This is a genomic window from Rubinisphaera margarita, assembly GCF_022267515.1.
Lineage (GTDB): Bacteria > Planctomycetota > Planctomycetia > Planctomycetales > Planctomycetaceae > Rubinisphaera > Rubinisphaera margarita.
The window spans coordinates 59,194-76,701 of the sequence record NZ_JAKFGB010000013.1 but is presented as its reverse complement, the minus strand read 5'-3'; the positions used below and the strand labels follow the sequence as shown (position 1 = coordinate 76,701).

At 58.6% G+C, this 17,508-nt stretch carries 13 protein-coding genes; 7 read left to right on the top strand and 6 right to left on the bottom strand.

Annotation, left to right across the window (positions count from 1 at the left end; genetic code table 11):
* The 6 genes from L1A08_RS12700 to L1A08_RS12675 all read left to right on the top strand — a co-directional run bounded on the left by L1A08_RS12700 (position 1) and on the right by L1A08_RS12675 (position 6,126).
* Positions 1 to 639 carry a hypothetical protein gene (locus tag L1A08_RS12700; RefSeq protein ID WP_238756782.1) on the top strand — a complete coding sequence of 213 codons (639 nt, stop codon included), beginning with the start codon at positions 1 to 3 and terminating at the stop codon, positions 637 to 639.
* Positions 640 to 766: 127 nt separating this feature from the next.
* Positions 767 to 2,263, top strand: a complete 1,497-nt coding sequence (locus L1A08_RS12695; protein WP_238756780.1) for a DUF1501 domain-containing protein — start codon at positions 767 to 769, stop codon at positions 2,261 to 2,263.
* 147 nt (positions 2,264 to 2,410) lie between these two features.
* On the top strand, positions 2,411 to 3,469 hold the full coding sequence (locus L1A08_RS12690; protein ID WP_238756779.1) for an Mrp/NBP35 family ATP-binding protein: 1,059 nt from the start codon (positions 2,411 to 2,413) through the stop codon (positions 3,467 to 3,469).
* Between the two features lie 68 nt (positions 3,470 to 3,537).
* Positions 3,538 to 3,987: a SufE family protein gene (locus L1A08_RS12685; protein ID WP_238756778.1), complete on the top strand. Its 450-nt coding sequence runs from the start codon at positions 3,538 to 3,540 to the stop codon at positions 3,985 to 3,987.
* A gap of 193 nt (positions 3,988 to 4,180) precedes the next feature.
* Complete coding sequence (locus L1A08_RS12680) at positions 4,181 to 5,428, top strand: aminotransferase class V-fold PLP-dependent enzyme (RefSeq protein WP_238756777.1); 1,248 nt, start codon at positions 4,181 to 4,183, stop codon at positions 5,426 to 5,428.
* A gap of 128 nt (positions 5,429 to 5,556) precedes the next feature.
* Positions 5,557 to 6,126: an EF-hand domain-containing protein gene (locus L1A08_RS12675; protein ID WP_238756776.1), complete on the top strand. Its 570-nt coding sequence runs from the start codon at positions 5,557 to 5,559 to the stop codon at positions 6,124 to 6,126.
* 94 nt (positions 6,127 to 6,220) lie between these two features.
* Here L1A08_RS12675 and L1A08_RS12670 read toward each other — a convergent pair whose 3' ends face one another.
* The 4 genes from L1A08_RS12670 to L1A08_RS12655 form a co-directional block, all read right to left on the bottom strand.
* Positions 6,221 to 6,754, bottom strand: coding sequence for a hypothetical protein (locus L1A08_RS12670; RefSeq protein ID WP_238756775.1), 534 nt, complete (start codon positions 6,752 to 6,754; stop codon positions 6,221 to 6,223).
* A gap of 266 nt (positions 6,755 to 7,020) precedes the next feature.
* A complete protein-coding gene (gene purL, locus L1A08_RS12665; protein ID WP_238756774.1) occupies positions 7,021 to 9,942 on the bottom strand; it encodes a phosphoribosylformylglycinamidine synthase subunit PurL in 2,922 nt (973 codons plus the stop codon).
* 122 nt (positions 9,943 to 10,064) lie between these two features.
* Entirely contained in the window at positions 10,065 to 11,690 is a 1,626-nt protein-coding gene (locus L1A08_RS12660) for a thioredoxin-like domain-containing protein (RefSeq protein WP_238756773.1), read from the bottom strand.
* 83 nt (positions 11,691 to 11,773) lie between these two features.
* On the bottom strand, positions 11,774 to 12,994 hold the full coding sequence (locus tag L1A08_RS12655; protein WP_238756772.1) for a TlpA disulfide reductase family protein: 1,221 nt from the start codon (positions 12,992 to 12,994) through the stop codon (positions 11,774 to 11,776).
* Positions 12,995 to 13,261: 267 nt separating this feature from the next.
* Between L1A08_RS12655 and L1A08_RS12650 the strand changes: the two genes are divergently transcribed.
* Positions 13,262 to 15,340, top strand: coding sequence for a M3 family metallopeptidase (locus L1A08_RS12650; RefSeq protein WP_238756771.1), 2,079 nt, complete (start codon positions 13,262 to 13,264; stop codon positions 15,338 to 15,340).
* A 109-nt stretch (positions 15,341 to 15,449) separates the two neighbouring features.
* Here L1A08_RS12650 and ribA read toward each other — a convergent pair whose 3' ends face one another.
* Both ribA and L1A08_RS12640 read right to left on the bottom strand, forming a co-directional pair.
* Entirely contained in the window at positions 15,450 to 16,700 is a 1,251-nt protein-coding gene (gene ribA / locus L1A08_RS12645) for a GTP cyclohydrolase II (RefSeq protein WP_238756770.1), read from the bottom strand.
* A gap of 147 nt (positions 16,701 to 16,847) precedes the next feature.
* Positions 16,848 to 17,441 (bottom strand): RNA polymerase sigma factor, encoded by a 594-nt coding sequence (locus L1A08_RS12640; protein ID WP_238756769.1) that lies wholly within the window; start codon positions 17,439 to 17,441, stop codon positions 16,848 to 16,850.
* Positions 17,442 to 17,508 lie beyond the last annotated feature (67 nt).

The following is a 17,508-nucleotide window of genomic DNA, read 5'->3' as shown; positions in this document are numbered from 1 at the left end:
ATGCTGACTGAGTTCATTCGCGCGGTCTCGGAAGAGTTGCAGGACCACTGGATCAAAATCCTGACGGCGGCCGCCTTCATGGTCGTTGGCTGGTACTTCGGACGCCGACGCGAACGCCGCGACTGGACCAGACGCGAGTTCATGGATCGGCTCAACGTTTCGTTGAACCAGATCACCGACGGCACCCTTCGGATCCGCACGCTGATCGAGAAGGATGCGGAAGACATCTTTCTCAATAAACATGCCGTGAAAACACTGCAGTCGCACGCGACGAAAACAGTTCCCGGCAAGCCGATTATTCCGGTCCCCCAAGACGACTGCTGGTACTTTCTGAACGCGGTGCTCAACGAGATCTCGGAGAAATATTCCGCAGGCCAAATCGCCCAGGAAGCCGGTTTGCCCGTGACACCGGTCACCTTTCTTGTTTGTCTGACCAATGAAGCCGATGGCGATGTCCGTACGCGGAAGATGCGAGCCATGGTGATCCGGAAGGATTTGCTGTTGAAACTTCCGTCCGATATGCCCAAGCTGGAGAGTCCCAACCACAAAACCCGCTGGGGCACCCTGCAGGCGATGGCCAAAGCGTACGCCGCGACGCCGTATCAGTTCTGCGAGGTCGACGTCATCATTCCCCGCTGAGAAACGCAGGCAAGATCGAACGTACAACTGACTCGGTCAGTTCTGAAAGACGGCTTTCGTCGCATTGACGAAGCCAGTGGCACGCGTCGATCTGCCAATTGAATCGAGTTCATTTCGAGGTACTTCAATGGAATCGTTCTGGTCACAGCGAGACGGCGAATCGCTTCGCGAATCATTAGGGCTGCAACTCACGCGACGCCACTTCTTCGGCCAGGCATCGCTGGGGCTTGGCACGGCTGCTCTGGCGTCGCTGGGAGGTTCTGCGCTGGCGAATACGCCGACCGATTCTTCCCAGGGATTACCCGATCTGCCTCACTTTGCTCCGAAGGCGAAACGGGCGATTTATCTGTTCATGGCTGGAGCTCCCTCTCAGCTCGATACGTTCGACTACAAACCGAAACTCGACGATCTGTTCGACAAAGATCTCCGCTCTCTGCCCGACGTCCAGAAGGGCCAGCGAATCACCACGATGACGTCGGGACAGAGTTCGCTGCCGATTGCTCCCTCGAAATTCGAATTCGCTCAGCACGGGCAGTCGGGAGCCTGGGTCAGTGAGTTGCTTCCTTACACGGCGAAGATGGTCGACGACCTGGCCATCATCAAGACCGTGAATACCGAGGCGATCAATCACGATCCCGCGATCACCTACATCTGCACCGGCAATCAATTGCCTGGCAGGGCCAGTCTCGGTTCGTGGCTGAGCTACGGACTGGGCTCCATCAACGACAACCTTCCCTCGTTCGTCGTGATGACACCTTCCTGGACCGGGCGGCCGGAAGCACAGGCTCTCTATAATCGACTCTGGGGATCCGCTTTCCTTCCGACGCGGCATCAGGGCGTTTCGCTGCGATCGCAGGGCGATCCGGTGCTCTTCCTGTCCAATCCCAGCGGCATCGATCGCGAGATGCGGCGGCGAATGCTCGATCGGATGAACGAACTCAACGAGCAGGCGTACTCGCAGTGGGCCGATCCTCAGACGCGGGCCCGAATCGAACAGGCCGAGATGGCCTTCCGCATGCAGTCGTCGGTGCCGGAACTGGTCGACACGTCCGACGAGACGAAGGAGACGCTGGAAAAATATGGCCCGGATGTCACGAAGCCGGGGACGTTTGCCGCGAGCTGTCTGCTGGCCCGTCGAATGGCGGAACGGGACGTGCGTTTCGTGCAGATCTTCCACCGCGGTTGGGATCAGCACGCCAATATCGCCCGCGATCTGGTCAATCAGTGTCACGATGTCGATCAACCCGCCTGGGCGTTGATTCAGGACCTGAAAGAGCGGGGCATGCTCGACGACACCCTGGTCGTTTGGGGGGGAGAATTCGGCCGCACGGTGTACTGCCAGGGCAAGCTGACCCGCGAGAATTACGGCCGCGATCACCACCCTCGCAATTTTTGTGTCTGGATGGCGGGCGGCGGCGTGAAGCCGGGCATTGTTCATGGGGAAACCGACGACTTCAGCTATAATGTCATCAAAGACCCGGTGCACATTCATGACCTGAATGCCACGATCCTGCATTGCATGGGCATCGATCATTCCCGCTTCACGTTCCAGTCGCAGGGACTGGATATGCGGCTCACGGGGGTCAACCCGCAGACGTCGGTGCACGCGATCCTGAAATCGTAAGCTGACTTCGCCGGGAAGCCCGCCGGGGTTCAGTCGATCCATCGGCGTTGCTGCATTTGTAATTCGGGCCCTGACCTTGTTATTACGTAGGTTGCTGGACGCTGCCGTCCCGACCCCGGAAGTATGACTTTGTAAAGCGGATTCCTGATGAGCTCCCAGATTCCCGACTCCCTGAAATCGGTCGTGTTCCCCGGCCTGGATCGCACCCTCGACGCCGTGAAGGCGATTCGCTCGTGCACCATCGAAAATGGCACCGCCCGTGTGGAACTGGTGCTTCCTTTTCCGGGCGCAGGTCTGCAGGAGAAGCTGACTGAAGTCGTTACCGAACATTTGAAGAAGGGTGACGTGCAGAACGTCGAAGTCAGCTGTGAACTCGATGTGAAGGGACCCCAGTCGGGCGGAACTGTCGGACTGCGGGCGAAGAACGTCATCGCGGTCGGCAGCGGCAAAGGGGGCGTCGGGAAGAGCACGGTTTCCGCTTCGCTGGCTTACGGTCTGCGTTCACTGGGAGCCACCGTTGGACTGCTCGACGCCGATGTTTACGGGCCGAGTATTCCGCATCTGACCGGCGCTACCGGCAAGCCAGAGGTTCGCGAGCACCTCAATCAGGACGGCTCCGTCGTCCAGCGCATCCATCCGGTTGAACACGACGGTTTGAAAGTGATGTCGATCGGCTTTCTGGTGCCGGAAGAAGAAGCAGTCATCTGGCGTGGACCGATGCTTCACAAGTTGCTCACACAGTTCGTCTCGGAGACACACTGGGGCGATCTCGATTATCTCATCGTCGACATGCCTCCCGGAACCGGGGACGTGGCCCTGACTCTCTCCCAGATGATGTCGCTGGCCGGAGCCGTGGTTGTCTGCACGCCGCAGAAAGTAGCACTGCTCGACGCCGTGAAAGCGATTGGCATGTATCAGAAAGTGAACATTCCGATTCTGGGAATGGTCGAGAACATGAGCGGAGAAATCTTCGGTCGAGGTGGAGCGGAAGAGACGGCCAGAGAGAAGGGAATCCCCTTCCTGGGCGAGATTCCGACCGACGCCAATATTCGCATCCGCTGCGACGAGAGCCGCATTAAAAGCCTGTTTACGGAAGAGTCGGCCACGCGCGAGCGGCTCGAAGCGGTCGCTTCCGCAGTGGCTCTGCAGGCCGCGAAGCAGTTTTTTGTCAAACCCCCCAAGACGACGCTCGATATCCTGCAATAATGAACAGGAAGCCGCCGCAAACTCCGGAACCTGCTGACTTACTCCACTTCCGTTGATTGAACCGCGTGATGATCGATAAGACCAACAACGACACTTCCGACCTCGTGCCGCTCCAGGAAATCTACGACGAATTCGATTTCCTCGGCGACAGCGAAGCGCAGATGGAGTACCTGATCGACCTCGGTCTCGACCTTCCTCGCATGCCCGCGGAAGAGAAGACCGAACACAATCGGGTGCACGGGTGTCAGAGTAATGTCTGGATGGTGACCGACTACGACGAAGACTCCCGCCAGCTGCATCTGCATGCAGAGAGCGACGCGATGATCGTTAACGGACTCATTGCCGTTCTGCTGGCCGCCTTCCAGTCGCGGACACCTCGGGACATTCTGGAAACGGACATCCACGCTGTCTTCGATCGCCTCGGACTCGATCGTCATCTCAGTCCCCAGCGAAAGAATGGCCTCAACGGCATGGTGAACCGCATCCGCCAGTCGGCACTGGCTCGACTTGAAGAGTAACCGGACTGAGGCAAGGCGGGGCAATGTCAGGAGCGCCACGGTCGACTCCCCGTACGACTCAACCTCCCAACCCGGGGCGTCAGCGAGGGACTCGGACGGACAAGCCCTCGCTCACGCTTCGAGTTAAGAAGGGGACCGGTGTGCGATCCACGCCCAGCAGGCGGGAGCCTGCTCTATCTCTATTGGAAACGTTATGACAGCCACACACACGCCACTCGATGTCGCCGCGTTCCGTGCTCAGTTTCCGATTCTGCAGCAGAAGGACGACCATGGCCGCAAGGTCGTCTACCTCGACAACGGAGCCTCGGCTCAGACGCCGCAATCGGTGATCGACCGCACGGTTGATGTCTATACGAAGTTCTACGCAAACGCCTATCGCGGAGCGTACGAATTTGGACAGCGAATCGACGACGAACTGGAAGCGAGCCGGGAGACGATTCGGAATTTCATCGGAGCCCATCGCAGGGAAGAAATTGTTTTCACCTCGGGCACGACCGCATCGCTCAACGTGATTGCTCAAGGTCTCGGCTCCACGATCCTCAAGGAAGGGGACGAGATTCTCATTACGCTGATGGAGCATCATGCCAACATCGTTCCGTGGCAGATGGTCGCTCAACGGACCGGCGCGATCGTTCGCGTTCTTCCGATCACCGAAGACGGCCGTCTCGATCTGGAACAGCTTCCGCAGTACCTGACGGAGAAGACGAAAATCTTCAGCGTAACCGGGATGTCGAACATGCTCGGAACGATTAACGATCTTCCGCAACTCTCCGCGGCTGCCCACGCGGTCGGTGCGCTATTCGTTGTCGATGCGGCTCAGTCGATTTTGCACGAACAGATCGACGTCAGCTCCACTGGAGTCGACTTTCTCACGTTCTCCGGACACAAGCTCTATGGTCCCACCGGTGTCGGCGTGATGTATGGACGCCACGATCTGCTGGAGATGATGGAGCCTCTGCTCGGCGGCGGACACATGATTGATCGCGTCTTCCAGGATCATTCCACCTGGGCGCAGCCGCCTGCGAAGTTTGAAGCCGGAACGATTCCATTCGTGCAGGCCATCGCTTTGCGGCCCGCGGTTGAACTCGTTCAGTCTGTCGGGCTTGAGGCGATTTGTGCCCACGAGTTCGATCTGCTGACCTATGGGCTGGAACGTCTGAAGGGCATTCCCGGGTTGACGGTCTATGGCCCTGCCGCCGAGCACAAAGGGGCGATCATTACCTTTACCGTCGATGGAGCTCATCCGCAGGATCTTGCTTTCCTGCTGAACCGACATGGCGTCTGCGTTCGACATGGCCACCATTGCACGATGCCACTGCATGATCATCTGGGCATCTCGGCGAGCGTCCGGGCCAGCTTCGCGGCCTACAACACCCGCGAAGAGGTCGACGCGCTGTTCGATGGACTCGTGGCCGCCCGCAAGCGACTTCGGCTCAACTGACGCGATATTTCCAACGGGGCAGGAACTTCAAGCAATCTGCGGTGTTTGATCTCTGACACTCGCGATCGCAGCCCACACCTGCACTTGCTTCGCGATTCCTTCTCGCATTCCCTGTTGGAGAACATTTCATGAAACTGACATCCCTCTGCGCTTTGTCTCTCACGCTCTGCTGTGCTTCGTCGATCGCACTGGCTGGTCCGGGTAATCCGGGCGCTAAAGGTGCTGGCAAGGGCAAGCCGGGTCCCGGCGGAAAATCGGGTCAACGCGAGCCCGGACAAATGTTCGAGCGAATGGACAAGGACGGAAACGGCTCACTGTCGAAGTCTGAAGTTCCTGAACGCATGCAGGCCCACTTCGATAAGCTGGACGCCGATGGCAACGGACAGGTCACCCGTCAAGAGTTTGCCACGGCAATGAAAAATCGTCCCGGCCAGGGAGCGGGGCCGGGCGGCAAAGGAAAACCCGATGGTGCGAAAGGGAGCGGACAGGGGCCTAATCCGGAAGGTCTCCTGAAGCGACTGGATGCCGATGGCAACGGCAGCATTTCCAAGAGCGAAGCTCCGGAAAACATGCAGACTCACTTCGACCGAATTGATGCCGACGGCAACGGTGGGATCGATGTCAGCGAGATCAAAGCCATGATGGAAAAGCGAGCCGAAGGCGGCGCAAAGAAGGGCGGCAAGCCCTCCAAAGAGTAGTTGCCAGTAAAGCGACAACCTGGAACGGAACGAAGAAAGGCCGCGTGTCATGCAGACAACGCGGCCTTTTCTTATGCACGAGATTCGCTTCTGATCAGCAGTCGTAGTCGACGACGACTCGCCCGTTTCGATAAACGATGACATCGACTTCGAACTTGCCGAAATCATATCGCAGCTTGTGGCCACGTCGGGTCACACGAACTCGAGGAGTGTCGCAGGGCGGAACGCAGATCAACACGTGGGCACAGTCAGGTCCACAGTAGTTGGCCCTGCGACGCGGCAGGATCGGCTTGTAGAGTGGGACTTCGACCAGATACGGCACCGCGGCCGGGTGCTTGCGATGTTCATCTTTGTAGACGACATTTGGATACAACTCCGGCCCCAGTCGAGCAGGTTGCTGCACGTAAGGCACGATCGTCTGATACTCGTTGATCTCGGGAGCATACATCGACTCATGCGACACGGTCGGCGGCAGCGGGGCGACTTCGTAGCTCGGCGGTGCCTGCATCACCGGCGGAGTACTTTCGTAGTACGTCGTCGGGGGCGGCGTCAAAATGGGACCAGCGACTGCGCCGGTCAACGTAATCAGGCTGCCCATTAGCAGGGTCAGTGGAGCGGTCAATTTCATGGGTCAATCCTCGTCTCTCAGTGGCAATCCGACAAAATGTCGGCGCGATGCAGAATCACTTGTGGTCGCCGCAATTATACGACCACGCGATGCCCCTCCCACCGAATTCGGCAGGGGGCTTGGTGAAACAGGCAGTTCAGCCACTCTGTAACGATCGCAACGACAGTGAGGGTGCGGCTGTAACGGTCATCTTCGATCGAGGATCTCTCCCGGTACAGGCAAATGCAATCCCTCTCACTCGACAGTTGGGGATTTGACCGGGACGATCATCCCCACGCCAGCGGCTTCTGCCAGGCGGCTTTCATTGTCGCGAGATCCTGCTCGATCACCCGGGCCCCCGAACCGTTCTCGATCACAAGGGAAGTCGCCTCCGTCACTTCGCCGATCCAGGCGAATGGGGAATTGGCGAATACCGATTCCACGGTCGCCACTTCCCCAGCCGGCACTTCGATGAGGAATCGCGTGTTGCTCTCCGAGAACAGCAGACGAAGGTCGGCCGAGTCACTGTCGCTGAAATCATGCGGCACGTCGGCCAGCGAGAGCTGCATGCCCAGGCCGCCTGCAAACGCCATTTCGGCTGCGGCGACGGCCAGGCCTCCTTCGCTGAGGTCGTGACAACTGCGGATCAGTTGCTGTCGAATCGCCTGATGCATCGCGGTGAAAATCCGGTTCGCAGTCTCGAAGTGAACCGTCGGCACCTGTCCTCCGTTCAGACCGTGAATCATCGCGAAATGACTGCCGCCGAGTTCGTCGCGTGTCTGTCCGACAATCGCAATGCGGTTCCCCGGCGACTTCAGGTCCATGGTCACGCAATGTTCAACATGTTCGACCTGTCCCAGAGCGGAGATGAGCAGCGATGACGGGATGGAAACCACTTGAGTGGACCCGTCTTTCTCGTAGGTGAACTCGTTGTGGAGAGAGTCCTTGCCGCTGATGAAGGGCGTGCCGTACTGGAGAGCCGCGTCTTTACAACCCAGCGCTGCCCGCACGAGTGAGCCGAGCGTTTCCGGACGATCGGTATTGCCCCAGCAAAAGTTGTCCAGGACGGCGATCTTCGCGGGATCGGCTCCGACGGCCACGCAGTTGCGGATCGCTTCGTCGACAGCCGAGATCGCCATCCAGTAAGGATCGTGATCACCGAGCCGCGGGTTCATGCCGTTGGAAATCACCAGCCCGCGATCAGAACCGAAGTCCGGCTGAATCACGGCGGCATCGGAGGGGCCATCGTTCCGCACACCAACCAGCGGCTTCACGACAGAACTACTCTGCACTTCGTGGTCGTACTGGCGAATAATCCATTCTTTGCTGCAGACGTTCGGCGATCCCAGAATGCTGAGCAGATCCTGATTCAGGTCCACTCCCGTAGGGACGGAGATCGGTTCGGCTTCACGAATCCTGTAGGTGGCGTCACGAATAATCGGCGGGCGGCCATCATGGAGGAAGGCCATCGACATCTCGCCGACGACTTCGTCGCGGTACTTCAGGACGAGCTGTTTCGTGTCGGTGAACTTGCCAAGAATCACCGCTTCGACACCTTCGCTGGCACAGACCTGCTCGAATTCTTCCCACTTCTCCGGCGGCACGGCCAGAACCATCCGCTCCTGAGCTTCTGAAATCCAGATTTCCATGTACGACAGGCCAGAATACTTCAGCGGAGCCCGATCGAGCCAGACCTCGGCTCCGGTTTCTTCACCCATCTCGCCAATCGCGCTGCTGAAGCCCCCTGCTCCGCAGTCTGTCAGCGCGGAGAATAGCTGCCGATCGCGAGCCCGCAGAATGGCATCCGCGACCATCTTTTCGGTGATGGCATTCCCGATCTGAACAGCGCCGCCGGAGGTTTCTTCGCTCTTGTCCGTCAGCACAGCCGAAGAAAATGTGGCACCATGAATGCCATCGAGTCCTGTGCGGCCGCCGATGGCGACAATGTACTGGCCGGGCTTCACGCATTTCTCGGCCTTGCCAACCGGAATCAGAGCCACGTTACCACAGTAGACCAGCGGATTACCGATGTATCGTTCGTCGAAATAAACCGCTCCATTCACGGTCGGAATCCCCATCCGGTTGCCGTAGTCACGAACGCCGGAAATGACGCCACGAGCAACTGTCTTGGGATGCAGCACGCCGGGGGGAAGATCTTCGTACTTTGTTTCCGGCGGCGCGAAGCAGAACACATCGGTATTCGCGACCGGCCGTCCGCCCAGTCCGGTGCCGAGGCAATCGCGAATCACGCCGCCAATCCCGGTGTTCGCTCCGCCGTAAGGTTCAAGAGCGGAGGGACGGTTGTGCGTTTCGACTTTGAAGCAGGCGTCGAATTCGTCGTTGAAGGTGACGATGCCGGCGTTGTCCTTGAACACGCTCACGCACCAGTCGTCGGCTCCGAACCGCTTGCGCAGTTCCTGCGTGGCGGCGAAGATCGTCTCCTTGAGCATGTTCTCGAACTGCAGATCCTGCTCGCCATCGGTGTAGTGAATGCGGCCGGCGAGAGTCTTGTGGGAACAGTGTTCGCTCCACGTTTGAGCGACCGTCTCCAGTTCGATGTCAGTCGGATCCCGCTGCAGGTCAGCGAAGTGTTGCTGAATGGTTTTCATCTCGACCAGTGAGAGCGACAGCAGATTGTTTCGGCTGATCGTCATCAGGTCGTCGTCGCTGAGACCGGCCAGCGGAATTATCTTCAGATTGAACGGCTTTTCCTGTCCCAGTGCGATCGACTTCAGGTCGAGCGATCCGCGAACCACGCGCTCAATGGCGTCGTTCGCCAGAGCCTTCGAGACAGTTCGCTGAATGTCCTGGGCACTGGCATCGCTCGGGAACCAGTAACGGCGGCAGGTGGCCACATCGGTGACAGGCAGATCACGACTGAGCAGTTCGCGCTTCGTGCTGTAGGCCACGTTGTCCGTCATGCCTGGCTTGAACAGGACATTGATTTCCATCCGGCCATCGCCAGCAGCCGCACGACTGTCGTGCTCGTCGAGACGGGTGATGTGTGCCGTCTCGGTGACCGGATCGACCAGCAGACGTTCGATCGACTCGATCTGCTCGGTATTGAGATCCCCTTCGACGAGGAACACGCGAGCCGTGTCGACCTCGCTGATGGTCGTGCAGCCGAGCCCCTCGCTTTCACCGACAACGCGGCCGGCTTCACGATCAACAAACGGTTCCCGGGGGGTGATTTCAATCTCAAAAAGCATGGCGTGGCTTCGCTGGTTCAGGACTCGAATGGGTTTCGAGTTGTATCATACTCACCAGCCCGCCGAATTGAATCGATCCGCGCTGATTGATGCCATCGGAAGCGACATCACCCGCCAAAAACTCACTTGCCCGTGTCGCTGATGCTAGTGAGATTCAGCTCGCGGACCTCGCGGGTCTTGAGGTTCACCGTGAGAATGCGGTGATTGTTTGTATCGGCGATGTAGAGCGTGTCGTTGGCCACGGACAATCCAGACGGCTCCGATAGTTGCGGCATCGCTCCGAGTTCGCGACCTGCCTGGCCGGTACCTAGGAACGTCGACACTTCGCCAGTTTCGAGATCGACGGTCCGAATCTTGTGATTGTAGCTGTCAGCGATGTACAGCTTCTGCTTGTGATAGACCAGGCCAATCGGATGCTGAAAGCGGGCGTCTTCACCTGGCTTGTCGATATCGCCGAATTCGAACAGCGACCGCCCGCGAGGCAAATCACGGGGCCCCGCCAGCGTGGTGACTTTCTGGCCTTCCAGGTCGACCTTGCGCACCGCTGAGCCTTCACTGTCCACAAAGAACAGCGACGTTCCATCGGTCGTAATTCCCGATGGCTGGGCCAGAGCGGACTTCGTCAGCGACCCGTCGACGATATCCTCCCGTCCACTGCCGGCGAAGACTTCGATCGTGGGCGAGCCGAGATCGTGCTTCCACAACTGATGCGGACCCGCCATCGCGACATAGAGGATGCCGTTCAGTTCTGTCAGCGCCCAGGGGCTGTTCAACGCGACTTCCGAGAGCTTGCCGCCCGGCGAACGAAAACTGGCCTGCTTCCCATTTCCAGCCAGCGTCGAGACCTGCTTCTTCTCCAGATCGATGACACGGATCGCGTGGTTCTCGGTATCGGCGACATACAGCTTCGTCCCGACCAGCTCCATTCCCTGCGGATGATCGAACATGGCCGTCGCGTAGTCGCCGTCCTGCAGGCCGACTTCGCCATTGCCGACGACATCGGTGATGGTACCGTCGAGCTTTCCCACAAGGATCCGGTTGTGGTTGCTGTCCGAAACGAACAGCCAGTTGTTTTCAGGATCGGCGAGGATCTTGCCGGGAAACTCGATCGGCGTCTCCGGCACTTTGGCCAGTTCCAGATCAAACTTCAGCGGCTTCTCGTTCAGGGTTCCCTTCTCGCGATGATATTCGACGAGCTTGGCGATCACGTTGTCGAGAACTTCACGATTCCCTTCGCCGGAAACATATCCAATGTACTTGCCTTCCGGATCGACAATGACCAGCGTCGGCCAGCTGCGCGAACCGAACGATCGCCAGATCTTCATCTCCGCGTCGTTGATCACCGGGTGCTTGATCTCGTACCGCTGGATGGCGGACCGGATCGCTTCGGTGTCCTGTTCGTTCTCGAACTTGGCCGAATGGACGCCGATCACGACCAGTTCGTTGGCGTATTTCTCTTCCAGGAACTCCAGATCCGGCAGCACGTGAATGCAGTTGATGCAGCAGTAGGTCCAGAAGTCGAGCAGAACGACCTTGCCCTTGAGATCGTCCCAGTTCAGCGGCTCGGATGTGTTCAGCCAGCCTTTTCCTCCTTCGAGAGAAGGAGCGTCAAATCGTTGCGGGAAAGGTCCCTGCTGTTCCGGCTGGGGTTCAGCGGGTTCGTCGGCGTGGACGATCGAACCGAATGTCAGAAAAAACAGCACCAATGATCGAAGGATGATCGAAGCACAGCGATCCGAGCACATCATGACCTCACCTGCAGCTGGACATGGTCGTGAAACGGGGAGCCTGGAAAGCTCCCCCCTGGAATCGTCTGGACCCGCACAGCGACCTACGGAGCGGGATCAGACGGAGTCGTTTCCGTGGTTTCCGGAGTTTTCGGAGCGTTCTCGAGGAAGAGACGTTCCAGCTGCCGGGTCAGCTCTTCGCCACGAGCATTCAGCGTCACCACTTTGCCTTCCCGATCGACGAGAATGCACTGCGGGATGCTGGCGATGCCATAAAACGTGGCGTTGGGGTTTTCCATTCCCTGTTCGGTCGGGTCGCTACTGAAGAGACTCGGCCAGGGAAGTTTCATATCACTCACGATGGCTGAGGCACGTTCAGCCGATTCATCGAGATTGACTCCGATCACCTCAAAACCGTCTTCGTGATAGGTGTTGTACATCTGCTTGATGTTCGGCATCTCCTGCAGACAGTACCCACACCAGCTCGCCCAGAACTGGACGAGCACGACTTTCCCGCGGTGATTCTTGATATCGAACTTCTCGCCGGCAAGCGTCTCGCCAGAAATCTTGATTTCCGAACCCGGAAGGCTCAGACGACGGGCGGCTCCCCCAAACTCTTCGGCTCGAGCGCGTGTTTCCGGCGAATCGGCTTTCGCGGCTTCTTCAGCCAGTTGGGTGTAGAGCGACCGGGCCGCTTCGAGATCGCCGAGCTGTTCGAGGATATCCGCGGTGATCGAAGCAATTTGAACTTCGCGGCCGGAGATCTTGGCGGTCTTCAGCAGCCCCATCAGATCATCGACAAACGCGAGTCGTCCTTTGGCATCCATGGTCTGCAGTTCGGCCAGACGGCTGGAGAGCAGGATGAGCTTACCTTCACGAGCCAGCAGCGGCCGTTTGTCTTCGGCCAGATCCCGAGCCATGGCGATGGCTTTCTGCGTGGCCGCCGGATCCCCTGCCTGAGCGAGAACGCCCAGTGCTTCCATCTTGTTCTGAACCGCTTTCAGGGCAACTTCTTCCTCCGCCTTGTCGTTGCCGACAATCGCTTCGGCGCCTTTAATGATGTGTTCCAGCACCCGCACCTTCAGCAGGTTGGCCTCAGTTGGGGTTTCGACATCGATGCGGGTCTGCCAGAGGCCTTCGACAGTCTTCAGGGTTTCCTCGGGAGGAGCCTGAGGATCGAATTCCGGCAATTTCAGCATCGACGAGTCGACGATCACACCGGCGTCGGCATCAGCTTCAGCGGCTGGCTGAGCCTTCAGGGATGTTCCAGCGAACAGTGGAAGTAGAAACGCGGCGGACAGCAGAAGGGGGAGAAGGCGGGCCATAGGACGTCCTTTGGGTACAGTACCGGGCCGAGGGCGGGCACAAAAATGAGGGGTGTATCAACTGCAGCTTATTCGATCGCGGAGCTCCCGAAAGCAGATTTCCTTAAATAATAGCGAAAACATATTCAGATTTCTTCTTAAACTCGCAGTTGAGCCCTCTCTTGTCTGCAAGTCCGGAAGTCATCACACTCGAAGAATCGAACGACGGAACAACGAATTGAAGGTATGGAGGTCGGCCGGAATGGCTGATCGGGAAGGATAACGACGATGGAACAGGTCTCCGAAAATCCACTGATGCAGGCTGCCGGCCTCCCGCGATACAGCGATATTCGAGCCGAACATGTCGAACCAGCCGTGAAGGCCATGCTGGAACAGGCCTCGGCACTTTTCGATCAGGTCGAAGCCCTCGAACATCCCGGCTGGGACGATCTGTTTGGGCCGCTGCACAGAATCGACCGTCTCTTCGAACAGACCTGGAAGCCGGTCGGACACTTCAACAGTGTGAACAACTCGCCCGAGCTGAGGGAGGCTTACGAAAAGGTCCTGCCGGACGTCGTGAAGTTCGGGATTCGTGTCAGTCAGAGTGAACCGGTCTATCGGGAACTCAAGGCGATTCGCGAGTCCGCGGACTGGGAGTCTCTCGGTTCGACCCGTCAGCGAATCATTGAACAGCGACTCCTCTCCGCGGAGCTTTCCGGTGTCGCCCTGCCGGCTGACCAGAAGGAACGCTTCAACGAGATGACGCACGAGTTGTCTCAGTTGTCTAACAAGTTCTCCAACAACGTGCTCGATGCGACTAAGGCCTATCACCTCACGGTCACCGATCCGAAAGATGCCGAAGGTTGGCCGGCCAGCCTCAAGAAGCTGACGAGTCAGGCCCACAACGCGGCACGTGGAGCCGAAGATCCCGCGTCCACCGCCGAGAGCGGCCCGTGGCGGATCACACTCGAAGTTCCCATCGTCCAGCCGTTCTGGCAGCACTGCCGCAATCCGGAACTGCGTAAGGAAACCTATCTCGCTTATATTTCGCGGGCCTCGTCCGGCTCCTTCGATAACACACAACTCTGCAATCGCATTCTCGAACTGCGTCGCGAACAGGCCCGGTTGCTCGGCTATGAGAACTACGCCGAAGTCAGCCTCGCCGAGAAAATGGCCGAGAACGTCGGTGCCGTCAACGAGATGTTCGAAACACTGCGAACGCACTCAATTGAACCGGCCAAAGAAGACCTTTCCGAACTGCAGGTCATGGCAGACGCCGAGGGCGTCGTCGGCGATCTCAAGCATTGGGACATCGCCTTCTGGGCCGAACGACTCCGCGAGAAACGGTACGAAGTGACCGAAGAAACGCTCCGTGAGTATTTCCAGCACGAGCGGGTGCTCAATGGGTTGTTTCAGTTGATCGAACGGCTCTTCGACGTGCAGATCCGTCAGACCGAAGGGGATGTCGCGTTCTGGAATAAAGACGTCCGGTTTTTCACCGTCTTCAAGAACGACGAGCCGATCGCCGGGTTCTTCTACGATCCGTACTCGCGACCCGAGAACAAGCGGGGCGGCGCGTGGATGGACGTCTGCCTGAATCGGCGGCATCTCCAGGACGGACTGCAGGTTCCGGTCGCTCATCTGGTCTGTAACTGCACGCCTCCGATCGGCGATCAGCCCTCGCTGATGACCTTCCGGGAAGTCGAGACGCTGTTTCACGAGTTTGGCCACGGCCTGCAGCACATGCTGACAACCGTCAACGAACCGGATGTCGCCGGCATTAATGGCGTCGAATGGGATGCCGTCGAACTCCCCAGCCAGTTCATGGAAAACTGGTGCTATCACAAGCCAACGCTGATCGGCATGACCGCACATGTGGAAACCGGAGAACCGCTGCCGGATGATCTCTTCAACAAGATTGTGAAAGCCCGTCATTTCCGGGCCGGCTCGAACACTCTACGGCAGTTGACCTTCGGCATGACCGACATGCTGCTGCACACCGAGTTCGATCCGCAGGGCTACAACTCGATCTTCGACGTGCAGAAACGGGTGATGGACAAGACGTCAATCATGCCGATGCTGCCCGAAGACCGAATGCTCTGCTCCTTCCAGCACATCTTCTCTGGCGGATACGCGGCCGGCTACTACAGCTACAAGTGGGCGGAAGTCCTGTCTGCCGATGCGTTTGCGGCGTTTGAAGAAGCCGGGCTCGACAACGACGACGCCATTACCGAAGTCGGCCGGCGCTTCCGAGATACGATCCTCTCTGAGGGGGGCAGCCGACATCCGATGGACATCTACCGCGACTTCCGCGGCCGCGAGCCAGACCCGACAGCCCTGCTGCGTCAATGCGGTTTGATGAAGTAAATCAGAGCGCAGTCTTCGCCAGTCAACCCTGGTTGAGGCTCTCTTGCCGTTACGGGAGGCACGGTGCGTCGAGACGAAACCCCGCCTTCGCTTACACGTCACTGCCGGTCTACTGCAGTGGAAGTCGGTGTCCCATTTTGTCGCGTTTGGTTGCCAGGTATTTGGCGCGGTTCTCGTCCGGCGGGGCGATAATCGGCAGCTGTTCGACGACGACCAGATCGACCCACTTCTGGAACGATTCGGTCTTCTTCGGGTTATTCGTCAGCAGACGGATCTTCTTCAGTCCCAAGTCTTTCAGAATCTGCAGGCCGACCATGAAGTCGCGAAGGTCTGGCTTGTAGCCGAGCTGGACATTGGCTTCGACCGTGTCGTATCCCTGGTCCTGCAGCTGATAGGCCTGCAGTTTGGCGTTCAGCCCGATGCCGCGGCCTTCCTGCGGGAGATAAACAACCGCGCCCGCTCCTTCGTTGACGATCATCGACATCGCCATGTGCAGCTGGTCGCCGCAGTCGCAGCGGAGCGAGCCCACGATGTCGCCGGTGAAACAGGACGAATGCATGCGAATCAGCGGAGCTTCGACCGACTGCAGGTCTCCCCAGACCATGGCCAGCGGCTCCTGGTCTTCATGATCGACTTTGTAGCCGATGAAGGTCGGCGTGCCGAAGTCTCGGGTCTTGATCGGCACCTCGGCGACACGGTGAATCAGCTGCTCCCGCTGACGTCTGTAGTGGATCAGCTGCGAAATCGAAATCAGCGGCAGTTCGAACTGCTCGGCAATCTGACGAAGCTCCGGCAACGTCGCCATGCCGGATCCGGTCGGACTCAGAATTTCGATCAGCGCTCCCACGGGACGCATGCCGGCCAGACGCATCAGATCGATGGTGGCTTCAGTGTGCCCGGCCCGTCGCAACACGCCTCCTTCTTTGGCGAGGAGAGGCGAAATGTGCCCGGGACGGACGAAGTGAGCCGGTTCCGAATGGGGATCGGCCAGGGCCCGAATCGTTCGCGCGCGGTTTTCCGCGCTGACGCCGGTCCCAGCGTCGCGGTGGTCGACCTGGACCAGAAAGTTGGTGTGATGAGGACTCGTGTTCGGGTCCTGCCCGGCTGCGAAACTCAAATGCAGCCGATGAGCCACATCGTCCACAAGCGGAACGCAGAGCACGCCTGCCCCATGCCGAAGCATCAGGTTGACCAGTTCCGGCGTGATCGTTTCCGCGGCGCAGATGAAGTCGCCTTCGTTTTCCCGATCCCGGGCATCAACGACGATGACCGCCTTTCCCTCGCGGATGGCTGCAAGAGCCGATTCCACGCTGTCAAAGTTCTGGTCGTCTTCGTATTGTTCGTCGTCCGGTGAAATCATCGTGTCATACTTTCCGGAAGCCTCGTTGGTGTCGCGGAATCCGCTTCCGAGGATTCCAGTTCAGCACGATTCTAGGTCGAGTGCCAAAGCATCTGGTACTGTACATTATCGGGAGGGCATTGGTCTAACGCGAGCAGCTGTTCCCGCTCACTGCGCCAGTTCTGGAAGATCGTGCTTTTTCAGTTTCTGCAACAGCGCCTGCTTATGGTTGGCGACCTGCTGCTCGGTCAGATCCAACGACTCGGCCACCACCTTGTTCGGCCAGCCACGGACAAACAGCAACTCACAACACTGCAGCCGCTCGTATTGTGCTTCCTGAATCCAGGAGCGGATCTGGTCCCGCAACGTCTCTTCCAGATGTCGCTTCTTCTGTTGAGCTCCTTCTCGGCTGCGGGCCATGCTGGATGCTTTGCGGGCTCCTCCGCTGAGTTCCGGTCCCCCCTCGGTCATGGCGAAGGTCTGTCGACGCCCCTGCCGTCTCAGAACATCGGTAATCTTGTAGGCGGCAATGCGGAACAGGAATGACTCCAGCGCGGTCCGTTCTTCATCGTAGTTCGGGAGTCCGGTCAGAAAGCCGACGAACGTTTCCTGGACCACATCTTCCGCCAGAGCCGCGTCTCCCAGCCTGCTGATCGCGAAGGCCTGTAATCGCCCTTCATAGGTTTCAATCACGTGCCGCCAGGCTGATTCGTCGCCCTGACGAACGCGGCTGAGGAGATCGGATTGGAAACGGTCGGACATGAAGCACTCCCGGCAGACGAAACTCGATTTATTGTATGCAACGAGAGTCCGCGTCGACCCGAAAACC